Origin of the sequence: Salmonella sp. NW38 (assembly GCF_051807745.1) — a bacterium.
Classification (GTDB): Bacteria; Pseudomonadota; Gammaproteobacteria; order Enterobacterales; family Enterobacteriaceae; genus Salmonella; species Salmonella enterica.
Genome location: NZ_JAMMTO010000001.1, coordinates 252094 through 278196 on the forward strand (window position 1 = coordinate 252094; position 26103 = coordinate 278196).

Genomic DNA, 26103 nt, shown 5'->3' on the forward strand with positions numbered 1-26103 from the left:
TCTATAGCGCGAAAATGGCACGGTTTGCGTGCAGATGCGCCAGAACGGGGCGGTAATTTCCAGTAAATTTCGTATAAGATCACAATTCCAGAATTATATTTGGCAACTGAATAATATTTCGCTTTTTCCTCTTTTTAGCCACCGATTATGCGGAAATATTCACTTTTCATGCAGTAAAAGTGAATATCGCTACGCTGTAACCCATTGATTTACCGTCTATCACTTCTGTTTATGCAATTTTAACGCTGGCTGGCACGAATGCTGCAATCTACATTTACAGCGCAAACACTCATATTAATTAACATATAAATAACTTTATTTTTACCAAAAGAGGTCGCTATGTCTCTGTCAGTTACGCGCGAAAACTTTGATGAATGGATGGTGCCGGTATATGTTCCCGCGCCTTTTATTCCTGTACGCGGAGAAGGCTCACGCCTGTGGGATCAGCAGGAGAAAGAGTACATTGATTTTGCTGGCGGGATCGCGGTCAACGCATTGGGACATGCGCATCCGGCGCTGCGCGAGGCGTTAAATGAACAGGCGAATCGCTTCTGGCATACCGGGAACGGTTACACCAATGAGCCGGCGCTGCGACTGGCGAAAAAACTGATCGACGCGACCTTCGCCGAACGCGTTTTCTTTTGTAATTCAGGCGCTGAAGCAAATGAAGCAGCATTAAAACTGGCGCGCAAATATGCCCACGATCGTGCCGGCAACCATAAAAGCGGCATTGTGGCCTTTAAAAACGCGTTCCATGGTCGCACGCTCTTTACCGTCAGCGCTGGCGGTCAACCCTCCTATTCACAGGACTTTGCGCCGCTGCCGCCGGATATTCGTCATGCAGCCTATAACGATCTGAACTCCGCCAGCGCGCTAATTGATGACAATACCTGCGCCGTGATCGTAGAGCCTGTGCAGGGCGAGGGCGGCGTGATCCCCGCCACGAAAGCTTTTTTGCAGGGGCTGCGTGAATTGTGCGACCGGCATCAGGCGTTACTGATTTTTGATGAGGTGCAGACGGGCGTCGGACGTACCGGCGAACTGTATGCATATATGCATTATGGCGTTACGCCCGATATCCTGACGACCGCTAAAGCGTTGGGTGGCGGCTTCCCGATCGGCGCGATGCTGACCACGCAAGACTATGCCAGCGTTATGACGCCAGGCACGCATGGCACCACCTACGGCGGTAATCCGCTGGCGACGGCAGTTGCCGGAAAAGTACTGGATATCATCAATACGCCGGAGATGCAAAACGGCGTCAGACAGCGCCACGATGCGTTTATTGAACGTCTAAATACCATTAATGTACGTTTTGGCATGTTCAGTGAAATTCGCGGGCTGGGGCTACTGCTTGGCTGTGTGCTACAGACGGAGTTTGCCGGAAAAGCCAAACTCATCGCCCAGGAAGCGGCAAAAGCAGGCGTGATGGTGCTCATCGCCGGCGGCGACGTGGTGCGTTTTGCGCCAGCGTTAAATGTGAGCGACGAGGAGATAGCCACCGGGCTTGATCGTTTTGCCCTGGCGTGCGAACGCCTTCAGACGGGAGGCGCATCATGCGGGTGATTCGTCCTGTCGAACATGCGGATATCGCCGCGCTGATGCAGCTTGCAGGCAAAACGGGCGGCGGCTTAACCTCGCTACCGGCAAATGAAGCGACGCTGGCGGCCCGCATTGAACGCGCGCTAAAAACCTGGTCCGGCGAGCTGCCAAAAGGCGAACAAGGGTATGTATTCGTTCTCGAGGACAGTGAAACGGGTGAGGTTGGCGGGATCTGCGCCATTGAGGTCGCGGTCGGCCTTAACGACCCCTGGTATAACTATCGTGTCGGTACGCTGGTTCATGCCTCCAAAGAGCTGAATGTATATAACGCGTTACCAACATTATTCCTGAGTAATGATCACACTGGCAGCAGTGAGCTTTGCACGCTGTTTCTCGATCCCGAATGGCGTAAAGAGGGTAACGGCTACCTGTTGTCAAAATCGCGCTTTATGTTTATGGCCGCGTTTCGCGATAAATTCAATGAGAAAGTGGTGGCGGAAATGCGCGGCGTCATTGACGAGCACGGTTATTCTCCCTTCTGGCAAAGTCTCGGCAAACGCTTTTTTTCTATGGATTTCAGCCGGGCGGATTTTTTATGCGGTACCGGGCAAAAAGCGTTTATCGCCGAGCTGATGCCCAAACATCCTATTTATACCCACTTCTTATCTGAAGAGGCACAGGCCGTAATTGGCGAAGTCCACCCGCAAACGGCGCCAGCCCGCGCGGTGCTGGAAAAGGAAGGCTTTCGCTATCGCCACTATATCGACATCTTCGACGGCGGGCCGACGCTGGAGTGTGATATTGACCGCGTGCGGGCCATTCGTAAAAGCCGACTGGTGGAAGTCGCGGAAGGGCAACCCGCGCCTGGCGACTATCCGGCATGTCTGGTCGCCAATGAAAACTATCACCACTTTCGGGCCGCGCTGGTGCGTGCCGATCCGCAGACTTCACGACTTGTACTTACCGCTGCGCAGTTGGATGCGCTGAAATGTCGCGCGGGCGACCACGTTCGGCTGGTACGCCTTTGCGCTGAGGAGAAAACCGTATGACGCTATGGATAAACGGCGACTGGATAACCGGTCAGGGCGAACGCCGCCGCAAAACGAACCCGGTGAGCGCGGAGATACTTTGGCAGGGGAATGACGCTAATGCGGCACAGGTCGCCGAAGCCTGTCAGGCGGCGCGCGCGGCGTTTCCTCGTTGGGCCAGAGAGCCTTTTGCCGCACGACAGGCTATCGTAGAGAAATTTGCCGCCCTGCTGGAGGCGCATAAAGCCGAGCTCACGGAGGTCATCGCACGTGAAACCGGTAAACCGCGCTGGGAGGCGGCGACGGAAGTGACGGCGATGATCAATAAGATTGCCATCTCGATTAAGGCTTACCACGCCAGAACCGGCGAACAAAAAAGCGAACTTGTCGATGGCGCCGCGACGTTGCGCCATCGTCCTCACGGTGTGCTGGCGGTATTCGGCCCTTATAACTTTCCCGGCCATTTACCGAATGGCCATATTGTGCCCGCGTTGCTGGCAGGCAATACGCTGATCTTCAAACCTAGCGAGCTAACGCCATGGACCGGGGAAACGGTAATAAAACTCTGGGAACGGGCGGGGCTACCGGCAGGTGTTCTTAATCTGGTGCAGGGCGGCCGGGAGACCGGACAAGCGCTGAGTTCGCTCGACGATCTCGACGGACTGCTGTTTACCGGCAGCGCCAGTACCGGATATCAGCTTCATCGCCAGCTATCCGGCCAGCCGGAAAAAATCCTGGCCCTTGAAATGGGCGGAAACAACCCGCTCATTATTGAGGATGTGGCAAATATGGATGCGGCGGTACATCTGACGCTGCAATCGGCGTTTATTACCGCCGGACAGCGCTGTACCTGCGCGCGACGCCTTCTGGTAAAACAGGGTGCGCAGGGAGATGCATTTCTGGCGCGGCTGGTTGACGTCGCCGGACGTCTGCAGCCCGGCAGATGGGACGACGATCCGCAGCCGTTTATCGGCGGACTGATTTCAGCGCAGGCGGCACAGCATGTGATGGAGGCCTGGCGTCAACGAGAGGCATTAGGCGGTCGCACGCTACTGGCGCCGCGGAAGGTCAAAGAGGGAACCTCTCTGCTGACGCCTGGCATCATTGAGCTGACGGGCGTCGCGGATGTGCCGGATGAAGAGGTGTTTGGTCCGCTGCTGAACGTCTGGCGTTATGCGCATTTCGATGAGGCGATTCGTCTGGCGAATAATACCCGTTTTGGTCTGTCGTGTGGGCTGGTGTCGACGGATCGCGCGCAGTTCGAACAGCTCTTGCTGGAGGCACGGGCAGGGATCGTTAACTGGAATAAACCGCTCACCGGGGCAGCGAGTACTGCGCCGTTTGGTGGTGTCGGCGCGTCTGGCAACCATCGGCCCAGCGCCTGGTATGCCGCCGATTATTGCGCCTGGCCGATGGCTAGTCTGGAGTCTCCCGAACTGACGTTGCCTGCGACATTAAGCCCCGGCCTCGACTTTTCTCGCAGGGAGGCGGTATGACGGCGCATGAAGTTAATTTTGACGGGCTGGTGGGGCTTACGCACCATTATGCCGGGCTATCCTTCGGCAATGAGGCATCGACCCGCCACCGTTTTCAGATGTCGAATCCTCGTCTGGCGGTAAAGCAGGGGCTGCTAAAGATGAAGGCTTTGGCGGATGCCGGCTTTCCCCAGGCGGTGATCCCGCCGCATGAGCGGCCTTTTATTCCGGCGTTGCGTCAGCTCGGCTTCACGGGTAGCGATGAGCAGATTCTGGATAAGGTTGCGCGTCAGGCGCCACGCTGGCTTTCCAGCGTGAGTTCCGCGTCGCCAATGTGGGTTGCGAATGCGGCGACGGTTTGCCCATCGGCAGACGCGCTGGACGGGAAAGTTCACCTGACGGTGGCGAATTTAAACAATAAATTTCATCGCGCTCTTGAGGCGCCTGTTACCGAAGCGCTGCTACGCGCCATATTTCGCGATGAAAGTCAGTTTTCAGTGCATAGCGCGTTACCGCAGGTCGCATTATTGGGAGATGAAGGCGCGGCGAATCATAACCGTCTTGGCGGCGAGTATGGTTCGGCAGGCGTGCAGCTTTTTGTCTATGGGCGCGAAGAGGAGAATGAAATACGACCCGCTCGTTATCCGGCGCGCCAGAGCCGCGAAGCCAGCGAGGCCGTGGCGCGTCTTAATCAGGTGAATCCGCAACAGGTTATCTTCGCTCAGCAAAACCCGGAGGTCATCGATCAAGGCGTATTCCATAATGATGTCATCGCCGTTTCGAATCGACAGGTATTGTTTTGTCACGAAGCGGCGTTTGCCCGTCAGAAAGTGCTCATTAATCAGTTGCGTACGCGCGTTGACGGTTTTATGGCGATAGAGGTGCCCGCCGGCGAGGTTTCTGTATCAGATGCTGTGGCCACCTACCTGTTTAATAGTCAGTTGCTAAGCCGTGACGACGGCTCAATGCTGTTAGTGTTGCCGCGGGAATGTCAGAACCATGCCGGCGTCTGGCGCTATCTGAATAAGCTGGTGGCGGAGGATAACCCCATCAGCGCGATGCAGGTGTTTGATTTGCGAGAAAGTATGGCCAACGGCGGCGGCCCGGCCTGTCTGCGATTACGCGTGGTGTTAACAGAAGAAGAACGACGGGCGGTGAATCCAGCGGTAATGATGAATGACGCTCTGTTTACGGCCCTTAACGCGTGGGCGGATCGTTATTATCGCGATCGCCTGACCGCCGCCGATCTGGCCGATCCGTTATTATTGCGAGAAGGCCGGGAGGCGCTGGATGTGTTAACGCGTCTGCTGGATTTGGGGTCGGTTTATCCTTTCCAGCAAACGGGGGCGGCTGATGGATAACTTTCTGGCGTTGACGCTAAGCGACACGACACCACGGGTGACGCAGGGGAAGGGCGCGGGTTTTCGCTGGCGCTGGTTAGGCCATGGTCTGCTTGAACTCACGCCCGATGCGCCGGTCGACCGCGCGTTAATTCTTTCTGCGGGGATACACGGCAATGAAACCGCGCCGGTCGAGATGCTGGATAAGCTGCTGTCGGCGCTGTTTTCAGGAAGCTTGATGTTAACGTGGCGAGTGCTGGTGGTACTCGGCAATCCGCAGGCGCTGGCGGCGGGAATACGCTATTGTCACAGCGATATGAACCGTATGTTTGGCGGGCGTTGGCAGTCCTTTGCCGAAAGCGATGAAACGCGGCGGGCGCGTGAGCTGGAGCTAAGTCTGGAGACCTTCTTTTCCTCTGGTCAGGCGCGGGTACGCTGGCATCTGGATCTGCATACCGCCATTCGTGGCTCGCATCATTTGCGTTTTGGCGTATTGCCGCAGCGCGACCGCCCGTGGGAGACAGATTTTCTGGCATGGCTGGGCGCGGCAGGACTGGAGGCGTTGGTATTTCATCAGGCGCCCGGCGGTACGTTTACGCACTTTAGCTCTGAACATTTCGGCGCGCTTTCCTGTACGCTGGAGTTGGGAAAGGCGTTGCCGTTTGGGCAAAACGATCTGACGCAGTTCAGCGTAACCTCGCAGGCGTTGTCGGCGCTGTTGAGCGGTGTCGAAACGTCAACCTCGTCTTCTCCGCCGCTACGCTATCGGGTGGTGTCGCAAATCACGCGTCACAGCGATAAGTTCACGCTTTATATGGATGCGCAAACGCTGAATTTTGCTGCCTTTGCGAAGGGAACGTTGCTGGCCGAGGAGGGGGATAAGCGTGTGACGGTGACGCATGACGTTGAATATGTTCTCTTTCCTAATCCCTCTGTCGCCTGCGGATTGCGGGCTGGATTAATGCTGGAAAGACTGCCTTGATAAATGTCCCTGTAAGCTCACGTTAGGATTACAGGGATGATTTGGGACACAGTTTCATGCTATTACGGATTATTCCTGGAGAATTGCTTTATTAATAAGCGTTGCTGCGTTATAGTTCTGCATAATTTCTGCTATATCATGCTACTGTATATTTATCTTTCAACTCTGCGCAATTTATTCTTTTTTTCTTCACAATTGGCGAAAAAGTGTTTTTTATACTTTCATTGTTTTACCGTTGTTATGACTAATTGACGCTAAGACGGTTAAAGTTAATCACGACAACACGGCGCTGTTTTAAATATGCCGTAAAAATAACTGAAAGGAAGGATGGAAATATGCGTAAACTGACTGCTCTATTTGTTGCCTCTACCCTGGCGATGGGTGCTGCGAATCTGGCTCATGCCGCTGAGACTACCACCGCCGCGCCAGCGGATGCGAAGCCAATGATGCAGCATAAAGGTAAATTTGGCCCACATCACGATATGATGTTTAAAAACCTGAACCTGACAGACGCACAGAAGCAACAAATTCGCGACATTATGAAAGCGCAGCGCGAGCAAATGAAACGTCCGCTGCTGGAAGAGCGTCGCGCCATGCATGATATTATTGCCAGCGATACCTTCGATAAAGCCAAAGCCGAAGCGCAAATTACGAAAATGGAAGCGCAGCGCAAGGCCAATATGCTGGCGCATATGGAAACCCAGAATAAAATTTATAACGTTCTGACGCCGGAGCAGAAAAAGCAATATAACGCTAATTTTGAGAAGCGTCTGACAGAACGCCCGGCGCAAGAAGGTAAAATGCCTGCTGCGGCAGAATAACTTTCCACATAATTTAAGACCGCCGGTCTTGTCGACAACACAATCGTTGAGGTGGACAGGATCGGCGGTTTTCTTTATGACTGGCGACAATCGGTGTGCAGTTCAATGATCTCATATTGACCTGACATTAGCGGCTTACAGAGAATTTTATAGCCGTCCTGATCAAAGCCCGCAGGTGTGCGCACCAGTGTGGCGGCCTCATCCAGCGAGGGTACCGCCCCCAGCCATAACCAGTTGTTGATAATGTGGAACTGGGTCATTTGTGGGCGGCTCTCTTTTAACGCGATAGCGCCTTTCCAGGGCCAGCAAACCACACGTAACCGTTCCAGTGAGGCCTGCAGACGAAGAAAATGCGCCTGCGGGGTTTCTTGCCCACAGCACGCGCCAGCGCAGCGCTTCAGAGCGAAACGAAAACAGGCGCGACCACGGCTTACCGGTTCAAGCCCCAGCAGGCCATAACACAATTTTTGTTCATCGGCGAGGTTCTGTAAGCTTTGCAGCGCTGCCCGACGGTTGGCGAAGAGCCCAAACAAGTTCGGCTCATGGGAAAAATCGACGCTGCGGGCGGAAACGACCTCAATCTTTTGTTCGCTCAACTGTAGAGAGCAAAGCTGGCGATTACGCCGTAACCGCTTGTTAAACAGCGGCTGTTGTTCTTTGATCAGCCGCGCCTCCAGCAGCAACGCGCCCATTTCCCCAGCGGTGCAGATCCAGCTTATCCGCCGCGCCTGTCGCAGCATAGCGGCCTCGTCAGGCGTTCGCAGATGTGAGAGCACCCGGCTGCGAATATTTACGCTTTTACCGATATAAAGCGGCAGCGTATCGCTTTCGCTATGAAATATATAGACGCCCGGTAAGGCTGGCGCTTCGCTGAGGAAAGGACGTAAATGTTCTGGATATTCGTAAATGGCCGCCGCTTCAAACTCAAGGCGGGGGGCTGATTGACGCCGTACCACAGTGATCTCCGTTAACTGGTTATTCATCCAGTATAACAGCGGATGGGTGATTAAAAAAGAGGCTGGGAAGAGAGGAGGCCGGATAGACGAGCGATATCCGGCGCAACAGTAGAAGTACGCTTACTTTTTCCAAAAGTCGTCGAATACCGTAATCGGTAAACGGCGCTTATGTTCAGTTTTTACATACCAGCCTTCGATAGTTTTAGCGATGGCGGGGTCCAGCGTTTTGCCTTCCAGGTAATCGTCAATATTGTCATACGTTACGCCCAGCGCGGCTTCATCAGGCAGTGAAGGGCGGTCGTCTTCCAAATCGGCGGTGGGGACTTTTTTATACAGATGCTCAGGACAGCCCAGCTCTGCGAGAAGCTGTTTGCCCTGGCGTTTGTTAAGGCGATGAAGCGGGTTAATGTCGGTACCGCCATCGCCATATTTGGTGAAGAACCCGGTTATCGCTTCCGCCGCATGGTCGGTGCCCACCACGACGCCGTGAGTCATACCGGCGATGCTATATTGCGCTTTCATTCGCTCACGCGCTTTTTCATTGCCGCGAACAAAATCGCTCAGCTCAATTCCCGCTTCGCGCAGCGCCTGCTCGCTGGCGAGGACGGCGCCTTTAATATTGACGGTGAGTACTCTGTCCGGCTGAATAAAAGCAATGGCGTCCTGGCAATCCTGTTCATCGGCCTGTACGCCATAAGGCAGACGAACGGCGATAAACTGCAGCGCATTATCACCAGTCTCTTCCCGCAATTCGGCGATAGCCATCTGGCTGAGTTTCCCGGCCAGCGTCGAATCCTGCCCGCCGCTAATGCCTAACACCAGCGATTTCAAAAAGGGATAGGTTTTCAGGTACGCTTTAAGAAAATCCACGCTGCGGCGAATTTCTTCTTCAGGGTTGATATGTGGTTTCGCGCCAAGCGCCTGGATTATCTCTTGCTGCAGAGTCATTTAACCCCCTTCGACATTAAAAAAATGAATCTTTACCCTGTTAAAGCTAACCCTTCGCCGCTGAAACGACAAGGTTTGGCGGGCTAAGCGGTGTTTAAAACAACATATCGCCGCGTTAGAGAATTTTCCGAAAGGCTTTTTGTGGCGGGTCGCGGCTTGAAAAATATTCTGATGTATTCCAGGCTTACATAACACGCTGATAAACAAGAGGACGGAAAATGAACAAGAACGTAGCAGGAATTTTAAGCGCAGCGGCGGTAATGACTATGCTGGCAGGCTGTACGGCGTATGATCGTACAAAAGACCAATTTGTTGAGCCTGTCGTTAAAGATGTTAAAAAAGGAATGAGCAGGGCACAGGTTGCGCAGATTGCGGGCAAACCGTCATCTGAAGTGAGCATGATTCATGCGCGCGGTACCTGTCAGACCTACATCCTGGGTCAACGTGATGGTAAAGCGGAAACCTACTTTGTTGCGCTGGATGATACCGGGCACGTGATTAACTCCGGCTACCAGACCTGTGCGGAGTACGACACTGACCCACAGGCGCCGAAGCAGTAACAACTGTACATTGCCTGAACATTCAAGGAAACCGGCCTGCGAGCCGGTTTTTTTGTGCCTGCAATAACCTTATTTATTATCGCGAATTATTTGCCCGAAATGTGAGGGGGGTCATAACGCCAGGTCAATGAGAGACAATTTAGTGGGTCAAGGAAATACCATCCGGCGGTCCGATCCCGTATACTCATTTCAGCCACCTAAAAAAGTAAATCCGGTTACGCAAGTCGCCCAGAGTATGGATGCAGGTTGAGGCTTGCGGCGTATCTGGTTGACAGATAATCGCACATGAGGAAGGTTTTTATGGAAAAGAAACACATTTATCTGTTTTGTTCTGCGGGCATGTCAACATCGTTACTGGTATCAAAAATGCGCGCTCAGGCTGAAAAATATGAAGTACCGGTTATTATTGAAGCATTCCCTGAAACCCTGGCCGGTGAAAAAGGCCCGGCAGCGGACGTCGTGTTATTAGGCCCGCAAATTGCTTATATGCTCCCCGAAATTCAGCGTTTATTACCCGGTAAACCGGTAGAAGTCATTGATTCAATGTTGTACGGCAAGGTAGATGGTTTAGGCGTGCTTAAAGCTGCGGTAGCGGCAATTAAAAAAGCCGCCGCGAATTAATTATTTTTTAATTTTTCCCGTCAAAGAGTTATTTCATACACTAACCGCAATATTTTATTGCGGTATTTAAGGGTATTTTTCTATGAGTAACGTCATTGCTTCACTTGAAAAGGTACTCCTTCCTTTTGCTGTAAAAATAGGAAAGCAGCCACACGTTAATGCAATCAAGAACGGCTTTATTCGTTTAATGCCATTAACCCTTGCGGGGGCGATGTTTGTATTAATTAATAACGTTTTCCTGAGCTTTGGGGAGGGGTCGTTTTTTTATTCCATGGGCATTCGGCTTGATGCCTCAACCATTGAAACACTTAATGGATTGAAAGGCATCGGCGGGAACGTCTATAACGGCACATTGGGCATTATGTCGCTCATGGCGCCATTTTTTATCGGCATGGCGTTGGCGGAAGAGCGCAAGGTTGATGCGCTGGCCGCCGGACTGCTCTCCGTGGCGGCATTTATGACCGTAACGCCGTATAGTGTCGGCGAGGCCTATGCCGTAGGCGCAAACTGGCTGGGCGGCGCGAATATTATCTCCGGTATTATTATTGGCCTGGTGGTCGCGGAGATGTTTACATTTATTGTCCGGCGCAACTGGGTGATTAAACTACCGGACAGCGTACCGGCTTCGGTGTCTCGTTCATTCTCAGCATTAATTCCCGGCTTTATTATTCTCTCTATTATGGGGATTATTGCCTGGGCGCTGTCTAATTACGGTTCTAACTTCCATCAGATTATTATGGACACTATCTCTACGCCGCTGGCATCGCTGGGTAGCGTGGTAGGGTGGGCATATGTCATTTTTGTACCGCTGCTGTGGTTCTTTGGTATTCATGGTTCGCTGGCGCTGACCGCGCTGGACAGCGGCATCATGACGCCCTGGGCGCTGGAAAACATCTCTATTTACCAGCAGTATGGCTCCGTCGATGCGGCGCTGGAAGCCGGTAAAACGTTCCATATCTGGGCGAAACCGATGCTGGATTCTTATATCTTCCTCGGTGGTAGCGGCGCAACGCTGGGTCTGATCATCGCTATCTTCCTCGCATCTCGTCGCGCGGACTATCGCCAGGTGGCAAAACTGGCGCTGCCGTCAGGTATCTTCCAGATTAACGAACCCATCCTGTTTGGCCTGCCGATTATTATGAACCCGGTGATGTTTATCCCCTTCATTCTGGTTCAGCCGATTCTGGCGGCGATTACGCTGGTGGCTTACTATTTGGGTATTATTCCGCCGATTACCAATATTGCGCCGTGGACCATGCCAACCGGGTTGGGGGCGTTCTTTAACACCAACGGCAGTGTCGCCGCGTTGCTGGTTGCGCTATTTAACCTGGCGGTCGCTACCCTGATTTATCTCCCCTTCGTGGTGGTGGCTAACAAAGCGCAGAACGCCATCGAGCAGGAAGAAAGCGAAGAAGATATCGCTAACGCACTGAAATTCTAAACTCCGCGCCGGCATGGGATGCCATGCCGGGCTGAATCAGAGGAAAGACTATGTTTGATCTTGAAAATGTTGTAGATAACCAGACAGCGGCTGAGGAACTCGAAGAAGTCGTTATGGGGCTTATCATCAATTCTGGTCAGGCGCGCAGCCTGGCATATGGCGCGCTCAGAAAAGCGAAAGAAGGCGATTTTGAGGCGGCGAAAGCGATGATGGACCAGTCGCGCATAGCGCTCAATGAAGCGCATCTTGTGCAGACAAAACTCATCGAAGGCGATCAGGGCGAAGGCAAAATGAAAGTCAGTCTGGTCCTGGTTCACGCTCAGGATCATTTGATGACCTCAATGCTGGCTCGTGAACTGATCGCTGAGTTGATTGAGCTCCATGAGAAACTGAAATAACAGGGGGCGGATGATGCAGCTACAGGTTAACGCAACGGAAATCAAAACGGTTTATGAGCAGCAGCTCTTCAATGGCAAAAATTTCCATGTGTTTATCTATAACAAGACGGAAAGCGTCACCGGGCTGCATCAGCACGACTACTATGAATTTACCCTGGTATTAACCGGACGTTATTACCAGGAGATCAACGGGAAGCGTGTGCTGCTGGAACGTGGAGATTTTGTTTTTATCCCGGTGGGGTCGAACCACCAAAGTTTCTATGAGTTTGGCGCAACGCGTATTCTGAACGTAGGAATTAGTAAACGTTTTTTTGAACAGCATTATCTTCCGTTACTGCCGTTTTGTTTTGTGGCATCGCAGGTATACAGGGCGAATAGCACCTTCCTTACCTATATTGAAACGGTGATTGCGTCGTTGAACTTTCGCGGTAATGGGCTCGACGAATTTATTGAAGTGGTGACATTTTATATTATAAACCGCTTACGTCATTACCGCGAAGAGCAGGTTTATGATGATATTCCACAATGGCTGAAAGCAACCGTGGAGATAATGCATGATAAAACGCAGTTTGGCGAACATGCGCTGGAAAATATGGTGCGCCTGTCGGCAAAATCCCAGGAGTATCTGACGCGCGCCACCCGACGTTATTACAGCAAAACGCCGATGCAAATCATTAATGAGATTCGCATTAATTTTGCCAAGAAACAGTTGGAAATGACCAACTATTCGGTTACGGATATTGCTTATGAAGCCGGGTATAGCAGTCCAAGTCTGTTTATTAAAACGTTTAAGAAGATGACCTCATTCACGCCGAATAGTTATCGGAAGCGATTGACGGAAATTAATGAGTAACGGTTTGCATTGCTCGATTAATTACATTTCACGCTTGCCCCAATAGCGCGGGGAACGTCACGCTATTTCTTACGAGCGGGCATAGCGTAATACATATCAGTGTCATACACTGAAGGGAGATATTATGAGCCAGAAATTAAAAGTCGTCACTATTGGTGGCGGGAGCAGCTACACCCCTGAATTACTTGAAGGCTTTATTAAACGCTACCATGAATTACCTGTCACTGAATTATGGCTGGTTGACGTTGAAGACGGGAAAGAGAAGCTGGACATTATTTATGATCTCTGCCAGCGAATGATTGATAAAGCAGGCGTTCCGCTAAAATTGTATAAAACGCTGGATCGTCGGGAAGCGCTGAAAGACGCTAATTTTGTTACTACCCAGCTGCGCGTTGGTCAACTCAAAGCCCGTGAACTGGACGAGCGTATCCCGCTTAGCCACGGCTATCTGGGGCAAGAAACCAACGGCGCTGGCGGTTTATTTAAAGGGTTGCGCACCATTCCGGTTATTTTTGACATCATTAAGGATGTTGAGGAATTATGTCCGAATGCGTGGGTCATTAACTTTACTAATCCGGCGGGGATGGTGACGGAAGCGGTTTATCGCCATACCAACTTTAAAAAATTCATCGGCGTATGTAATATTCCTGTCGGCATGAAAATGTTTATTCATGACGTGCTGGCGCTGAATGAGAATGACGATCTTTCCATTGACCTGTTTGGTCTAAACCATATGGTCTTTATTAAAGATGTGCTGGTGAATGGCACCTCACGGTTCGCAGAATTACTGGATGGCGTGGCGTCCGGTCAGTTGAAAGCGTCAACCGTAAAAAATATCTTTGATCTGCCGTTTAGTGAAGGATTGATTCGCTCGCTGAACATGCTGCCGTGCTCTTATTTGTTGTATTACTTCAAGCAAAAAGAGATGCTGGCGATTGAAATGGGCGAATATTACAAAGGCGGCGCGCGCGCTCAGGTCGTACAGAAAGTGGAGAAACAACTCTTCGACTTGTACAAAAATCCTGAGCTAAACGTGAAGCCGAAAGAGCTTGAACAACGCGGCGGCGCTTATTATTCCGATGCCGCTTGTGAAGTCATTAACGCTATTTATAATGACAAGCAGACTGAGCATTACGTTAATATTCCACATCATGGGCATGTCGAGAATATCCCGGCGGACTGGGCGGTGGAAATGACCTGCATTCTGGGACGCAATGGCGCGACGCCGCACCCGCGTATCACCCGTTTTGACGAAAAAGTGCTGGGGCTTATCCACACTATTAAAGGATTTGAGGTTGCGGCCAGCAATGCGGCGCTGAGCGGAAACTTTAATGATGTGCTGCTGGCGCTTAACCTGAGTCCGCTGGTGCATTCCGACCGCGACGCAGAAGTCCTGGCGCGTGAGCTCATTCTGGCGCATGAAAAATGGCTGCCTAATTTTGCCGCTTGCATCGAAGCGCTTAAAGGTAAGCACCACTGACAGAGGTAGGCTATGGAACGCGTGTTGATTGTGAATGCCGATGATTTTGGCCTGAGTAAAGGGCAAAATTACGGCATTGTTGAAGCATATCGCAACGGCGTTGTGACCTCCACGACGGCGCTGGTCAATGGCGAGGCTATTGGCCATGCGGCGCAGCTTAGCCGCGAGCTGCCTGCGCTTGGGGTGGGAATGCATTTTGTTTTGACGTTAGGCAAACCGGTGTCAGAGATGCCGGGCCTGACGCGAGACGGCCTGTTGGGGAAATGGATCTGGCAAATGGCGGAGGAGGATACGCTTCCGCTGGATGAAATTGCGCATGAACTGGCGTGTCAGTATCAGCGTTTCATCGACGTATTTGGCCGCGAGCCAACGCATCTCGACAGCCACCATCATGTGCATATGTTCCCGCAAATTTTCCCCATCGTCGCCCGCTTTGCGGCGCAGCGCGGGATTGCGTTACGTATTGACCGCCAGACGGTGTTGAACGCCGACGATCTGCCGTCGGATTTGCGCAGCACTCAAGGATTTAGTAGTGAATTTTACGGCGAGGAGATCACCGAAGCGTGCTTTTTACGCATTCTGGATGCCTCGGCGCATCGAGGAGAAGCCTCTCTGGAGGTGATGTGTCATCCGGCGTTTGTGGACAACATTATTCGCCAGAGCGCCTATTGTTACCCCCGCTTAACTGAACTGGAGGTGTTGACGTCTGCGTCACTCAAGGCAGCGATTGCGGAACGTGGATATCGTCCTGGCAGTTTTCTTGATATTTAGCTCCTGAGTTTGCGGCGCAAGAATGCGCCGCATTTTTTGTCGTTTATGCAGGAATCGCGTTAATTTTCCCCGCACGCGACCAGACACGGTGTGCCACCATCAGCGTCAATAGAGTGTCCATAAAGTGGTGGTCAACGTTATCTGCCTCAACAAGTCCTTCTTCCCCCTGGCTATCAATGTTTAAAAGCGCCTTAAACCGTCGGGCGTCGCCTGCCAGTGCGATGGGCTTCAGATGTTTGTAGGCTTCCAGAAGGTAGTAACGGGCATCGCCACAACTCTCGATATCGGCAATATTGCCGCACGGTACTATTACCGCATCGACCGTTAGCGACGGCGCGCCGGCAAAGGTTGCCGCAATCGTTAATGTTGAACCGTCATCAGCCGTTACTTCACCCATCCGTGAATAGAGCAGTTTTGCGTGGACGCCTTTGGCTTTTAAAGCCTGCAAAATGGTCAGCAGATCGGCGGCGTTAACCTTGTCGTTCAGCAGAATAGCGACCACGCGACCTTTAACATCGCCGTCTGGCACCGCATACAGGCTGAGCGCCGGATCTTTTTTCAGACCGTTGACATCAGGAGGCGGGGCAATTTGCGTTTGCTCATGGGTGAGTGCAAAACCGAGATTATGCGCGACGCCCTGAGCCAGCGTGACATCAATATGCGCTAACTGATCGACCACCCGCTCCCGAATATACGCGCGGGCGACTTTACCTAGTTCAAAGCTGAACGCGTCAATAATATGCTGCTGTTCTATCGGCGTCTGACTGAGCCAGAACAGGCGAGGATGCGCGTAATATTCACCGAAAGAGGGGCTGCGTTCGCGGATTTTATTGCCATCCACGCGTTCCTGGTATGATTCGAAGCCGCCGCGTTTTGGCGCTGGCGGCGTTTCGCGCGGCCAGTTGTCATTAATGGAGTTCGGTTCATAGTTCGCCGGATTGGTGTCGATATCCATCCGGTGCATACCGTCACGCTGGAAGTTATGGTAGGGGCAGGTAGGGCGGTTAATCGGAATTTCGTGGAAGTTTGGCCCGCCCAGGCGGCTGATTTGCGTGTCGGTATAAGAGAACAGACGCCCCTGTAACAGCGGATCGTTGGTAAAATCAATGCCGGGAACAATATGTCCTGGATGAAATGCCGCCTGTTCGTTTTCAGCGAAAAAGTTATCCGGATTACGGTTTAACACCATTTTGCCGACGCGTTGTACTGGCACCAACTCTTCCGGAATCAGTTTGGTCGGATCGAGCAGATCAAAATCGAATTTAAATTCATCCTCTTCGGCAATGAGTTGTAGGCCCAGCTCGTATTCCGGGAAATCGCCCGCTTCGATGGCCTCCCACAGATCCCGGCGGTGAAAATCCGGATCGCGACCGGTCAGTTTTTGTGACTCATCCCATACCAGCGAGGCTTTACCTGCCAACGGTTTCCAGTGGAAACGGACAAAGGTCGCTTTCCCTTGTGCATTGATCAGACGGAAGGTGTGAATGCCGAACCCTTCCATCGTCCGATAACTCCGTGGAATACCGCGATCCGACATTGCCCACATGACGTTGTGCAGCGTCTCAGGCTGTAAGGAAACATAGTCCCAGAAGGTGTCGTGCGCGCTCTGTCCTTGCGGAATAGCCCAATGAGGTTCGGGCTTAACGGCGTGCACAAAATCCGGAAACTTATGCGCATCCTGGATAAAAAAGATCGGCGTGTTATTACCGACGAGATCGAAAATTCCCTCTTCGGTATAAAATTTGGTCGCAAAACCGCGGATATCACGTACGGTATCAGCAGACCCCGCGCCGCCCTGTACTGTCGAAAAGCGAACAAAGACCGGGGTAATTTTCTGTGGATCGCACAGAAACGCGGCTTTCGTGATGTCGCTCAGATCCTTATATGGCTGAAAATAGCCGTGCGCTGCAGATCCGCGGGCGTGAACGATCCTCTCCGGGATACGCTCATGGTCAAAGTGGGTAATTTTCTCGCGCAGGATAAAATCTTCCAACAGCGTAGGGCCGCGGCTGCCGGCGCGAAGAGAATTTTGATCGTCGGCGATGCGCACGCCCTGATTGGTGGTCAGCGCATGATTTTCGCTGCCTTTACGAAAGGTGTCGAGGGCGGTGAGCTTATCATTCGCGGTCTCGGGCGCTTTTAAGCTGCCGGGGGCCGTCGGTTGCGCGCCCGGCGGCGTCGGTTCTGGCGTGGGGCGATGTGAACCGTCTGACGGCGCCAGGGAGTCCAGGCCGGGCTGTGATTCACGGGTATCATGCACGGGGGACTGATGGGGGGATTTCTCATTATGCGACATTGAACTCGTCTCCTGCTTTCATCACTGAAATGGGCGTGGTAGTAGTCAAAATCACTCTAACTATAGAACATTTCAGCAATTATGCCGGGGGAGAGCGGAACGGAAGACAGGGTATAACGGGGAAATCGCACGCGCGGAACAGGACGTCGGGGGCGAAGATCGGCTAAAATAGTGTTTTTCTGATTTTTAGCCTTAGCCTCTTTTAGTGAAGCATTAATGATGAAACCTCTTCGCCAGCAAAATCGCCAGATTATTAGCTATATTCCGCGTGTTGAACCCGCGCCGCCGGAACATGCGATAAAAATGGATACGTTTCGCGACGTCTGGATACTGCGCGGTAAATATGTTGCCTTTGTTCTGACGGGGGAGTCATTTCAACGGTCGCCCGCCTTTAGCGTGCCAGAATCGGCGCAGCGTTGGGCGAATCAGGTTCGCCAGGAAAACGAAATCGCTGACTAAGAAAAAAACAAAACGCCGGTACTGGAGACCGGCGTTTTTAGTGACAGACATTTTGAGTTGCCGATCGTCGTGTCTCAGACGATGTGAACGCCCGATAATGTATTATCGATGCGCCAGTTCAGCGTCTTCTTCGCTATCGAGAATGGTTTTATCGGTCTGCTTCAGCCACTGGCTGGTCAGCGTACCCGCGGTCATTGAGCCGCTCACGTTCAGTGCGGTACGGCCCATATCAATCAACGGTTCGACGGAGATTAACAGCGCGACCAGCGTGACCGGTAAGCCCATGGCAGGCAGCACAATCAGCGCGGCGAAGGTCGCGCCGCCGCCAACGCCGGCAACACCCGCCGAACTTACGGTAACGATACCCACCAGCGTGGCTATCCATACGGGGTCTAAGGGGTTGATGCCGACCGTCGGCGCAACCATTACCGCCAACATCGCAGGATAAAGACCGGCACAACCGTTTTGGCCGATGGTCGCGCCAAAAGAGGCAGCAAAGCTGGCGATGGACTCCGGCACGCCCAGGCGGCGGGTTTGCGCTTCGACATTAAGTGGAATGGAGGCGGCGCTGGAGCGGCTGGTAAAGGCAAATGTCAGCACCGGCCACACCTTGCGGAAATATTTCAGCGGGCTAATCCCGTTCACGCCCAATAGTATGCCGTGAACCACAAACATTATCGCCAGACCAAGATATGACGCTACCACGAAGCTTCCAAGCTTAATAATGTCCTGCAGATTGGAGCCGGCAACCACTTTCGTCATCAGCGCCAGTACGCCGTAAGGCGTAAGTTGCATCACCAGACGCACCAGCTTCATCACCCAGCTTTGCAGGGTATCGATAGCAACAAGCACACGCTCGCCTTTTGGCGCATCATCTTTCAGCAGTTTAAGCGCGGCCACGCCCAGGAATGCGGCGAAAATCACCACGCTGATAATAGACGTAGGATTTGCGCCAGTCAGATCCGCAAATGGATTTTTCGGTACAAAAGACAGCACCAGTTGCGGCACGCTGAGATCGGCCACTTTGCCGACATAGCTCGTCTCAATGGCATTCAGACGCGCGGTTTCCGCGCCGCCCTGAACCAGACCTTCCGCCGTCAGTCCGAACAGATTGGTGACCAGCACGCCCACCAGCGCTGCGATAAGGGTAGTAAACAGCAGCGTGCCGATAGTCAGAAAACTGATTTTCCCCAATTGAGAGGCGTTATGCAGTCGTGCCACGGCGCTTAAAATAGAGGCGAATACCAGCGGCATCACAATCATCTGTAGCAATTGTACATAGCCGTTGCCGACAATATTGAACCACTGAATGGAGTCTTTTAACACCTGACTGTCAGCGCCATAAATGGTGTGCAGGGCCAGACCAAAGACCACGCCCATCACAAGGCCGACAAGCACTTTTTTTGCCAGACTCCACTGTTTATGACGGGCCTGCGCCAGTACAAACAGCAGAATGACGAACACCGCAATGTTCGCAATTAATGGAAAATTCATCCCCGTTCTCCTGATTTTTTTATTATGAAGCGCTGTGTTTTAGCGATTCTGTTCGCGCAAGATTAGCAGAACTGTGAGCTGGCTCTTATATTCAAATGGAATGGTTTATACCAAAAATGACTTTGGCGTTGATTTACTAATCAATCTGGTGATTTATAAAACGATTGAACTGCATTTGCAGGATAGTGATCATCTGCGAAGACCAGCGTATGACGTTGTTTTCCGGCATGGACTGCGGCATCCACACCGCCCAGGCAAACAACGCCATACATAAAAATCGCTCCAGTTGATTGCCTTTGCGCGGCGCCAGAATAGGCAGGCGGAAACGCCAGCGGCACGGCCACAGTAAGGGAACGCCTGCTGGGGTGAGCATATCCGCGACGATATGGCTTAAATAGCCGAGTACCATGCCTTGCAGCGCATCCGCCGGGATAATCCACGTATCCGGTACCTTGAGATAAAAGGTCGCCAGTAGGGCAAAGACCGCTAGCAGACTATGGGTAAACCCCCGGTGACCGAATGCGCGGGCGATCGGTTTCGATACCCATTTCAGGCGCTGACCAAGAAAAGATTTGGGGTGGTCGATATCCGGCAGCAGACAGGTCAAAATAGCCGAAGGAATAATATGCCACCAGTCGCCGTGTGCAAGGACGGGCGTTAACTCGGCATTCTTGGCGAAAACCGCGCTGGCTATAGAAAAAAGAAGATGTCCTTCCGCCGTCATGATAAAACCCATTAAACTGTCAATTCATACAGTATAGGGTTTTTATACAGTAGGCGGAAGTGGTGACGTTGTAACTCTTTGTCTCTGTCAAAGCCGCTTGCCGTCTGGCTCAGCGGCTAATTGCCCGTTGACTTTGTTTCGGAAACATCTTAACCGAGTAGATGCGCCGCCGTCAGCTCTGTCAGTGAGTTAAGTTTGACATTCGCCAGCGCAAAGCGCGGATCATGCTGGTTTTCTTCTGCTGGCACCACAATGGCGCGCATTCGCGCCGCCTTTGCCGCGATTAGACCATTCACCGAATCCTCCAGCGCCACGCAGGTTAATGGATCAACGCCTAATTTGGCCGCACAATCCAGATAGACCTGCGGATGCGGTTTGCTGTAGGGCAATTTTTCCGCAGAGGCCAGCGCGTCAAAACTGTCGCGCAGCTCAAACATGGTGAGCACTTTTTCCAGCATATGCAGCGGCGATGCCGAGGCAAGCCCCACTAATAGCCCCTGCGCTTTACACAGCGCCACGGCCTCGCGCACACCCGGTAAAAGAGGGCGCGTCTCTTCGATAAGCGTAATCGCGCGGGCAATAACACGGTTTGTCACTTCCTGGCGATCGGGGCCGCTCCACGGTTGCTGCGCAAACCAGAGATCGACAACCATATCAATGCGTAGCCCAAGCGTGTCTGGTAACTCATGGCGCCGAGTAATATCTACGCCTAAACTTGCCATCACGTCCAGTTCAGCGCGATCCCAGAGCGGTTCGGAATCGATCAGTAGTCCATCCATATCGAAAATTGCAGCAAGAATTTGACGTGGGGTTGACATCACAACCTCTCCTGTTGAGATTAAAAAATAACGAATTAAGCGTTCATTATGACCATGTTCTTAGTATATCGCCCTTAAAGATCAGGCGAAAACGGGAATCAACAGGTAGACTTAGGCCAAAACGACGCGTCTTTATCAAGGGGAACTCATGACGTATCAACAAGCTGGACGCATTGCAATCCTAAAAAGAGTTGTTGGGTGGGTTATTTTTATTCCGGCACTGCTTTCCACGCTCATCTCAGTCCTTAAATTTATGTATGCGCACAGTGAAAAGCAGGAGGGGATAAATGCGGTAATGCTGGATTTTACCCACGTAATGATAGACATGATGCGCGTGAATACGCCGTTTCTGAATGTTTTTTGGTACAACTCGCCGACGCCGAATTTTCAGGGAAGCCTGAATATCGGTTTCTGGCTCATTTTTATTCTGATTTTTGTCGGGCTGGCGATGCAGGATTCCGGCGCCAGAATGAGCCGCCAGTCACGTTTTTTGCGTGAAGGCGTGGAAGATCAGTTGATCCTGGAAAAAGCAAAAGGCGCGGAAGGGCTAACGCGTGAGCAGATAGAGTCACGTATCGTGGTGCCGCACCATACCATCTTTTTACAGTTTTTCCCGCTCTATATTTTGCCGGTCATTATTATCGTGCTCGGTTACTTTTTCTTTTCCTTGTTAGGCTTCATGTAAACTGAAAAATGCCGGATAGCCCGTATCCGGCATGGGCTGTACCTATACCGCAAGCAGCCGATCCATCGCTTTTTGCGCAGTAGCCAGGTGCTGACCGCCAAACAGCCTTGCCCGATTAAGCAGGGTGTAGAGCTGGTAAATCGGCTGCCTGTCGAGAAAATCCAGCGGTAGCGGCGAAACGGACTGATAGCCGTCATAAATCTGCGGTGGCTGATCGGTATGCAGCGGCAGCATCGCCAGATCGCATTCTCTGTCGCCCCAATAGCAGGCTGGATCGAAGATATAGGGGCCGTCAGGGCCAAGCGCGCAGTTCGCCGACCATAGATCGCCATGCAAAAGAGAAGGCTGAGGTTGATGCGACGCCAGACGTTGCTGAACATGTTCAACAATGGCGTCAATATTACCAAAGGTAATGCCTTTTTCCGCGGCGAGTTCAAGCTGCCAGCCAATGCGCTGTTCGGCGAAAAAAGTCGACCAACGGCGTTGCCAGGTATTCGGCTGCGGCGTGGTAGAGAGCGCGTTGTCAAAATCGAGACCGAATTGAGGTTGATCGCTCCATTGGTGCAGACGCGCCAGCTGTTGCCCAAGAATAAACGCATTATGGGCATCCAGCGGGCGGGGCGAGAGGTAGTCCATGACTAAAAAGCTGTAATCCCGATCCGAACCTACCGCCCATACCTTAGGCACAACAACGGTTTTACTGCGGGAGAGCAGTTCCAGCTGATCGGCTTCAGCGGTAAAACCGCGAAGCATTTCTCGTTCATCGCACTTCACGAAAAAATCATGGCCTGCATAACGTAAATGCCATGCGGCATGAACTTCTCCGCCAGGCAGTTCATTACGCAGTTCGATTTCGCCTTCACCGACTTGCTCGCTTAAAAGACGACTGATAGCTTGCCACATAATGTCTCTCCCCACGTTGTCTGCCAGATCATAAGGTTAGCGCAAAAATGCGGTTAAAAAATACGAACTAACGCACATCGCGGACGCGCCGCGGCGGGAATGGCACTTATTGTGCGTTTTTACTCCACGCCTCCCAGGTCGTCACGGTAATGTCGACATCCTTATCTAACGCGCTTTTTGCAAGTCCGGCGACAAGCGCTTTGATTTCATCAGCGCTCTGAGCGCTAACAAAGCCAAACGTATTGGTGCCGAGCTCATGCACATTCCCTTCATCGTCCGTTAATGTCAGCAAAAAACCGCTGCGCGTCAGATGATTATTGAGTTCGTTAATCTCGGTCAGGGAATCTTCATGGAAGGTTACGGTAATAACATAACGGGTAATATCGCCACTGGCCATCGTTCACCTCGTTGGGAGCAACTGTGTTTTTAACAGCGGCGGATGCGCCGCCCGTTAACCGATTTTCCGGTTTCCCCCTCGGCGAGGGGGAAACGATTATTGCGCGGAAAGATAGGCGTATATTTTTTGGGTATCGTCACGAGAACACAGACGCGTACCTTGATTGAGCGTAGCGGCGCTGCCTGCCGCCACACCGAAGCGCACCATCTCTTCCAGCGACGCGTCTTGCGCCAGTTTTAACGTCATCGCGCCTACCATACTGTCGCCTGCGCCAACAGTACTTTGACTTTTCACCGGGGGAGGAACAACCTGGATGCAATTCTCACTGTCTATGCCCAGCGCCCCTTGCGGCCCCAGAGAGACCACTACCCGGCGAGCCTTGCCACTTTGCACTAATTCCTGGGCCGCTTTACGCACATCATCAGGTTGCGTCAGATCGCGATTGACCAACGCGCTCAATTCTTTCAGGTTAGGTTTCACCAGTTCGATATCGCCAAGCGTCAGCGCGGCGGTGAGCGCGTCGCCAGAGCTATCAATAATGCAGCGAATGCCTTGCTTCTGCGCGGCGGAAATCAGTTGCGTGATTTTCTCGACCTTAACGCCGGGCGGAAGGCTGCCGCTGATAACCAGAATTGCCCCGGATTCAATTTCCAGTACCTGTTCTTCAAGCTGGCGAAATTCGTCATCGTCCAGCGTGGCGCCGGGCATAACAAAACGATACTGTTCGCCGCTGGACTCGACGTGGACGTGCAGGTTCTGACGCGTCCAGTCTTTCGCATCGACGGTAGACACGGGGACATTTTCGTCAGCCAGTAGTGCGACCAGATGTTCGCCGGTAGCGCCGCCAGCCGGGAAAATTGCGGTCGCGGCGCCGCCAAGATGCGCAATGGCGCGAGCGACATTAATACCCCCGCCGCCGGGTTCGAATACCGGCGCGGAGCACCGCAGTTTACCTTCGGGATAAATTTGCGGCGTGATTGTTGCGCTATCGAGAGAGGGCGCAAGCGTCAACGTATAGATACGTACCATCGTTACCTCCTGTTAGGCTGATTTCAGTCTGGCACTTAATCCCCGGAAAGTGAAGGAATTAACAATATGATTTTCCGGATCTTTATTTAAAGAAGTACGATGTAAAGTTATATAAATAAATGAATGCTTCGGGAGGGTTCTTATTCAAAAAATGAAATAGTAATTGATTGCTATGTTATTCGGGGCTTCTTATAATTCGCTACCTTTCCAGGGGCGTTTGTCATTGATCCCTATGAAAGTTTCCGGGACCGTCGTGGTCTCTTTTTTAGTTGTACGGACTCTATATAAATGAAGCTTTTGAAGGCAGTACCCGCTGTAGTTATGCTGGCGGGTGGCGTGTTCGCGTCTCTGTATGCCGCCGCCGATGATTCCGTTTTTACTGTCATGGATGATCCCTCCACCGCGAAAAAACCTTTTGAAGGTAATCTGAATGCGGGCTACCTTGCTCAGTCAGGCAATACTAAAAGTTCTTCCTTAACGGCTGACACGGCGATGACCTGGTATGGACAACGTACCGCCTGGTCATTATGGGGCAATGCCAGCAATACCTCCTCTAATGATGAACGCTCTTCAGAAAAATATGCGGTAGGCGCGCGTAACCGTTTTAATATGACGGATTATGATTATACCTTTGGCCAGGCCAGTTGGCTGACAGACCGTTTCAACGGTTATCGTCAGCGCGACGTACTGACCGCCGGTTACGGGCGGCAGTTCCTTAATGGTCCAGTGCACAGCTTCCGTTTTGAATTCGGTCCAGGGGTTCGCTATGACGAACATACGGACGATACCACTGAAACGCAGCCGTTGGGTTATGCTTCCGGCAGCTATGCCTGGCAGTTAACTGACAATGCTAAGTTTACACAGGGGGTGTCAGTATTTGGCGCAGAAGACACCACACTAAATTCGGAAACAGCCCTCAATGTCGCCATTAACGAACATTTTGGTCTAAAGGTGGGGTATAATTTAACGTGGAACTCGCAGCCGCCTGAATCAGCGCCTGAACATACCGATCGCCGCACTACGGTAACGCTGGGCTATAAGATGTAATATTGTACCGGGTTACATTACGTAACCCGGTTATTCCGTGGTGACGCCTCAGAAGAAGAAGGTGATGTCGCCGTTGATATAAGAATAGTCGTCTCCGGTGCGAAATTCCGACGTGACTTTGTTTAAAGAAAGAGAAAATGCGACGGGAGAATAGCCGATGGTGGCACCGACGCGATATTCATCCACGGTTTTATTAATATCCACCGTTTCCATTTTTGTTTGCAGCGTTTTCCCCTGTAACGTGTAGTTTTTATCAACTTCCCTGCGCTCAACGCCAGCAAATACCTTATAGATCAATCCCTCTTTTTGAGTGTGTATTAACCCTCGGCGGGACAGTAACCCAAACCCATTATCAGAGTTGAAGGTCTTATCATTTCCCAGCGCAACGGTTGCGCCGTACCCTAAATACTGGAAGAGATTGCCGCCGACAGCAGAGACTTCTGGATAGAAGCCCACATTGACGCCCAGAATATCAATAGCTGGCGTAAGGGACACCATTCCTTTTGCCGTATAACCATAACGGTTTTCAATTTGATCCTGCCAGGCAGGGTCTTTTTCTGCGCCTATTATTCGATGCGCCCGATTCTGAACCTCCTGACCACCTGCGTCAGGACCAATAACGCCGATATCGGTACCTAAACGATAACGTAACCAATTGGTGGCTAATGAATTCCACTCCAGTCCGGTATGAAGAAAGGCGCTGAACGCGCGGTCGCCTTTGACGGCTTCAGGCTTTCTCTTATTGGCGCCTGATGGAGAATAAATATCTTGCGCGATATGAAAAGAGAGTTGACTGGCGTCAGTGAGATCGTGGCTGTAGCCTAAAAAGAGCCCGGCAGTATAATCACCCCGGTCTGCAGCCTTGTGCCCATAAAGGGCATTTAAGGATGGTTGAAATATACCTGCATCATCATTCGCCACTGAAATAGCAAGGCTACTGGCATTGGCCATTGTGGTCGTACTGAGTATGGCGGCAATCATCGTTGCGCAATAGCTGTATTTGTTCACTTTTTACCCCTGAATATGAAAGTGAAT

General features: G+C 52.0%; 26 protein-coding genes. 16 read left to right on the forward strand and 10 right to left on the reverse strand.

Translation table 11 applies throughout. The features are described from left to right. The first annotated feature begins 339 nt into the window (after nt 1-339). From astC to spy, 6 genes are all read left to right on the forward strand, one after another. Nucleotides 340-1566, forward strand: a complete 1227-nt coding sequence (gene astC, locus NA624_RS01355; protein ID WP_000059492.1) for a succinylornithine/acetylornithine transaminase — start codon at nt 340-342, stop codon at nt 1564-1566. Then, a complete protein-coding gene (gene astA, locus NA624_RS01360) occupies nt 1557-2591 on the forward strand; it encodes an arginine N-succinyltransferase (protein ID WP_001263889.1) in 1035 nt (344 codons plus the stop codon). Before astC ends, astA begins: the two co-directional genes overlap by 10 nt. Further along, on the forward strand, nt 2588-4066 hold the full coding sequence (astD, locus tag NA624_RS01365; protein ID WP_000177265.1) for a succinylglutamate-semialdehyde dehydrogenase: 1479 nt from the start codon (nt 2588-2590) through the stop codon (nt 4064-4066). Before astA ends, astD begins: the two co-directional genes overlap by 4 nt. Beyond that, nucleotides 4063-5406, forward strand: coding sequence for an N-succinylarginine dihydrolase (astB, locus tag NA624_RS01370; RefSeq protein WP_000123933.1), 1344 nt, complete (start codon nt 4063-4065; stop codon nt 5404-5406). The genes astD and astB overlap by 4 nt, the downstream gene beginning before the upstream one ends. After that, nucleotides 5399-6367, forward strand: a complete 969-nt coding sequence (gene astE / locus NA624_RS01375) for a succinylglutamate desuccinylase (protein WP_000368438.1) — start codon at nt 5399-5401, stop codon at nt 6365-6367. Before astB ends, astE begins: the two co-directional genes overlap by 8 nt. 335 nt (nt 6368-6702) lie before the next feature. Then, nucleotides 6703-7188 carry an ATP-independent periplasmic protein-refolding chaperone Spy gene (spy, locus tag NA624_RS01380; protein WP_001228998.1) on the forward strand — a complete coding sequence of 162 codons (486 nt, stop codon included), beginning with the start codon at nt 6703-6705 and terminating at the stop codon, nt 7186-7188. Nucleotides 7189-7262: 74 nt separating this feature from the next. Here spy and cho read toward each other — a convergent pair whose 3' ends face one another. Both cho and nadE read right to left on the reverse strand, forming a co-directional pair. Continuing rightward, nucleotides 7263-8144, reverse strand: a complete 882-nt coding sequence (cho, locus tag NA624_RS01385) for an excinuclease Cho (protein ID WP_001518228.1) — start codon at nt 8142-8144, stop codon at nt 7263-7265. A gap of 120 nt (nt 8145-8264) precedes the next feature. After that, the gene (gene nadE, locus NA624_RS01390) at nt 8265-9092 is read right to left on the reverse strand and encodes an ammonia-dependent NAD(+) synthetase (protein WP_000174985.1); all 828 of its coding nucleotides are present in this window, start codon (nt 9090-9092) and stop codon (nt 8265-8267) included. Between the two features lie 218 nt (nt 9093-9310). Here nadE and osmE point away from each other — a divergent pair, with 218 nt between their 5' ends. The 7 genes from osmE (at nt 9311) to chbG (ending at nt 15216) form a co-directional block, all read left to right on the forward strand. Further along, entirely contained in the window at nt 9311-9652 is a 342-nt protein-coding gene (osmE, locus tag NA624_RS01395; protein ID WP_001039301.1) for an osmotically-inducible lipoprotein OsmE, read from the forward strand. 300 nt (nt 9653-9952) lie between these two features. Beyond that, nucleotides 9953-10273, forward strand: coding sequence for a PTS N,N'-diacetylchitobiose transporter subunit IIB (gene chbB, locus NA624_RS01400; protein WP_000412161.1), 321 nt, complete (start codon nt 9953-9955; stop codon nt 10271-10273). A gap of 82 nt (nt 10274-10355) precedes the next feature. Then, a complete protein-coding gene (chbC, locus tag NA624_RS01405) occupies nt 10356-11714 on the forward strand; it encodes a PTS N,N'-diacetylchitobiose transporter subunit IIC (RefSeq protein ID WP_000073063.1) in 1359 nt (452 codons plus the stop codon). A 50-nt stretch (nt 11715-11764) separates the two neighbouring features. Beyond that, nucleotides 11765-12112, forward strand: coding sequence for a PTS N,N'-diacetylchitobiose transporter subunit IIA (chbA, locus tag NA624_RS01410; RefSeq protein WP_000459883.1), 348 nt, complete (start codon nt 11765-11767; stop codon nt 12110-12112). A gap of 10 nt (nt 12113-12122) precedes the next feature. After that, a complete protein-coding gene (gene chbR, locus NA624_RS01415) occupies nt 12123-12965 on the forward strand; it encodes a transcriptional regulator ChbR (RefSeq protein WP_000983393.1) in 843 nt (280 codons plus the stop codon). A gap of 124 nt (nt 12966-13089) precedes the next feature. Further along, nucleotides 13090-14445: a 6-phospho-beta-glucosidase gene (locus NA624_RS01420; protein WP_000078772.1), complete on the forward strand. Its 1356-nt coding sequence runs from the start codon at nt 13090-13092 to the stop codon at nt 14443-14445. A gap of 12 nt (nt 14446-14457) precedes the next feature. Beyond that, nucleotides 14458-15216, forward strand: a complete 759-nt coding sequence (gene chbG, locus NA624_RS01425) for a chitin disaccharide deacetylase (RefSeq protein WP_000442743.1) — start codon at nt 14458-14460, stop codon at nt 15214-15216. 43 nt (nt 15217-15259) lie between these two features. Here chbG and katE read toward each other — a convergent pair whose 3' ends face one another. After that, nucleotides 15260-17512, reverse strand: a complete 2253-nt coding sequence (gene katE / locus NA624_RS01430) for a catalase HPII (protein ID WP_000019115.1) — start codon at nt 17510-17512, stop codon at nt 15260-15262. A 216-nt stretch (nt 17513-17728) separates the two neighbouring features. Between katE and cedA the strand changes: the two genes are divergently transcribed. Beyond that, entirely contained in the window at nt 17729-17971 is a 243-nt protein-coding gene (gene cedA / locus NA624_RS01435; RefSeq protein WP_000977510.1) for a cell division activator CedA, read from the forward strand. Between the two features lie 102 nt (nt 17972-18073). Here the strand turns inward: cedA and tcyP are convergent, their stop codons facing one another. The 3 genes from tcyP to hxpB form a co-directional block, all read right to left on the reverse strand. Continuing rightward, nucleotides 18074-19465: a cystine/sulfocysteine:cation symporter gene (tcyP, locus tag NA624_RS01440; protein ID WP_001010662.1), complete on the reverse strand. Its 1392-nt coding sequence runs from the start codon at nt 19463-19465 to the stop codon at nt 18074-18076. 136 nt (nt 19466-19601) lie between these two features. Continuing rightward, nucleotides 19602-20201 carry a metal-dependent hydrolase gene (locus tag NA624_RS01445; RefSeq protein WP_000505804.1) on the reverse strand — a complete coding sequence of 200 codons (600 nt, stop codon included), beginning with the start codon at nt 20199-20201 and terminating at the stop codon, nt 19602-19604. Nucleotides 20202-20338: 137 nt separating this feature from the next. Continuing rightward, nucleotides 20339-21007 carry a hexitol phosphatase HxpB gene (gene hxpB / locus NA624_RS01450; RefSeq protein WP_000106854.1) on the reverse strand — a complete coding sequence of 223 codons (669 nt, stop codon included), beginning with the start codon at nt 21005-21007 and terminating at the stop codon, nt 20339-20341. Between the two features lie 148 nt (nt 21008-21155). On the opposite strand from hxpB, the gene NA624_RS01455 reads away from it, so the two are divergent. After that, nucleotides 21156-21692, forward strand: coding sequence for a YniB family protein (locus tag NA624_RS01455; RefSeq protein WP_000222158.1), 537 nt, complete (start codon nt 21156-21158; stop codon nt 21690-21692). 42 nt (nt 21693-21734) lie between these two features. Here the strand turns inward: NA624_RS01455 and NA624_RS01460 are convergent, their stop codons facing one another. The 3 genes from NA624_RS01460 to pfkB all read right to left on the reverse strand — a co-directional run bounded on the left by NA624_RS01460 (nt 21735) and on the right by pfkB (nt 24021). Then, complete coding sequence (locus NA624_RS01460; protein ID WP_000267686.1) at nt 21735-22595, reverse strand: fructosamine kinase family protein; 861 nt, start codon at nt 22593-22595, stop codon at nt 21735-21737. Between the two features lie 106 nt (nt 22596-22701). Next, a complete protein-coding gene (ghoS, locus tag NA624_RS01465) occupies nt 22702-22992 on the reverse strand; it encodes a type V toxin-antitoxin system endoribonuclease antitoxin GhoS (protein WP_000146136.1) in 291 nt (96 codons plus the stop codon). 96 nt (nt 22993-23088) lie between these two features. Continuing rightward, on the reverse strand, nt 23089-24021 hold the full coding sequence (gene pfkB / locus NA624_RS01470) for a 6-phosphofructokinase II (RefSeq protein ID WP_439040246.1): 933 nt from the start codon (nt 24019-24021) through the stop codon (nt 23089-23091). Between the two features lie 288 nt (nt 24022-24309). Here pfkB and NA624_RS01475 point away from each other — a divergent pair, with 288 nt between their 5' ends. Then, nucleotides 24310-25068, forward strand: coding sequence for a DUF481 domain-containing protein (locus NA624_RS01475; protein WP_000770981.1), 759 nt, complete (start codon nt 24310-24312; stop codon nt 25066-25068). Nucleotides 25069-25116: 48 nt separating this feature from the next. Here NA624_RS01475 and NA624_RS01480 read toward each other — a convergent pair whose 3' ends face one another. Next, nucleotides 25117-26076: a lipid A deacylase LpxR family protein gene (locus tag NA624_RS01480; RefSeq protein WP_001046432.1), complete on the reverse strand. Its 960-nt coding sequence runs from the start codon at nt 26074-26076 to the stop codon at nt 25117-25119. Nucleotides 26077-26103 lie beyond the last annotated feature (27 nt).

What these genes read in the sequence shown, in the direction of transcription:
- NA624_RS01445 (WP_000505804.1), bottom strand. Translation starts at nt 20,201, where the DNA reads ATGGGTTTTATCATGACGGCGGAAGGACATCTTCTTTTTTCTATAGCC.
- chbR (WP_000983393.1), top strand. Translation starts at nt 12,123, where the DNA reads ATGATGCAGCTACAGGTTAACGCAACGGAAATCAAAACGGTTTATGAG.
- NA624_RS01475 (WP_000770981.1), top strand. Translation starts at nt 24,310, where the DNA reads ATGAAGCTTTTGAAGGCAGTACCCGCTGTAGTTATGCTGGCGGGTGGC.
- tcyP (WP_001010662.1), bottom strand. Translation starts at nt 19,465, where the DNA reads ATGAATTTTCCATTAATTGCGAACATTGCGGTGTTCGTCATTCTGCTG.
- chbG (WP_000442743.1), top strand. Translation starts at nt 14,458, where the DNA reads ATGGAACGCGTGTTGATTGTGAATGCCGATGATTTTGGCCTGAGTAAA.
- chbC (WP_000073063.1), top strand. Translation starts at nt 10,356, where the DNA reads ATGAGTAACGTCATTGCTTCACTTGAAAAGGTACTCCTTCCTTTTGCT.
- ghoS (WP_000146136.1), bottom strand. Translation starts at nt 22,992, where the DNA reads ATGGCCAGTGGCGATATTACCCGTTATGTTATTACCGTAACCTTCCAT.
- chbB (WP_000412161.1), top strand. Translation starts at nt 9,953, where the DNA reads ATGGAAAAGAAACACATTTATCTGTTTTGTTCTGCGGGCATGTCAACA.
- hxpB (WP_000106854.1), bottom strand. Translation starts at nt 21,007, where the DNA reads ATGTCAACCCCACGTCAAATTCTTGCTGCAATTTTCGATATGGATGGA.
- nadE (WP_000174985.1), bottom strand. Translation starts at nt 9,092, where the DNA reads ATGACTCTGCAGCAAGAGATAATCCAGGCGCTTGGCGCGAAACCACAT.
- cedA (WP_000977510.1), top strand. Translation starts at nt 17,729, where the DNA reads ATGATGAAACCTCTTCGCCAGCAAAATCGCCAGATTATTAGCTATATT.
- chbA (WP_000459883.1), top strand. Translation starts at nt 11,765, where the DNA reads ATGTTTGATCTTGAAAATGTTGTAGATAACCAGACAGCGGCTGAGGAA.
- NA624_RS01420 (WP_000078772.1), top strand. Translation starts at nt 13,090, where the DNA reads ATGAGCCAGAAATTAAAAGTCGTCACTATTGGTGGCGGGAGCAGCTAC.
- astC (WP_000059492.1), top strand. Translation starts at nt 340, where the DNA reads ATGTCTCTGTCAGTTACGCGCGAAAACTTTGATGAATGGATGGTGCCG.
- astE (WP_000368438.1), top strand. Translation starts at nt 5,399, where the DNA reads ATGGATAACTTTCTGGCGTTGACGCTAAGCGACACGACACCACGGGTG.
- NA624_RS01460 (WP_000267686.1), bottom strand. Translation starts at nt 22,595, where the DNA reads ATGTGGCAAGCTATCAGTCGTCTTTTAAGCGAGCAAGTCGGTGAAGGC.
- pfkB (WP_439040246.1), bottom strand. Translation starts at nt 24,021, where the DNA reads ATGGTACGTATCTATACGTTGACGCTTGCGCCCTCTCTCGATAGCGCA.
- astD (WP_000177265.1), top strand. Translation starts at nt 2,588, where the DNA reads ATGACGCTATGGATAAACGGCGACTGGATAACCGGTCAGGGCGAACGC.
- astB (WP_000123933.1), top strand. Translation starts at nt 4,063, where the DNA reads ATGACGGCGCATGAAGTTAATTTTGACGGGCTGGTGGGGCTTACGCAC.
- NA624_RS01455 (WP_000222158.1), top strand. Translation starts at nt 21,156, where the DNA reads ATGACGTATCAACAAGCTGGACGCATTGCAATCCTAAAAAGAGTTGTT.
- katE (WP_000019115.1), bottom strand. Translation starts at nt 17,512, where the DNA reads ATGTCGCATAATGAGAAATCCCCCCATCAGTCCCCCGTGCATGATACC.
- astA (WP_001263889.1), top strand. Translation starts at nt 1,557, where the DNA reads ATGCGGGTGATTCGTCCTGTCGAACATGCGGATATCGCCGCGCTGATG.
- osmE (WP_001039301.1), top strand. Translation starts at nt 9,311, where the DNA reads ATGAACAAGAACGTAGCAGGAATTTTAAGCGCAGCGGCGGTAATGACT.
- spy (WP_001228998.1), top strand. Translation starts at nt 6,703, where the DNA reads ATGCGTAAACTGACTGCTCTATTTGTTGCCTCTACCCTGGCGATGGGT.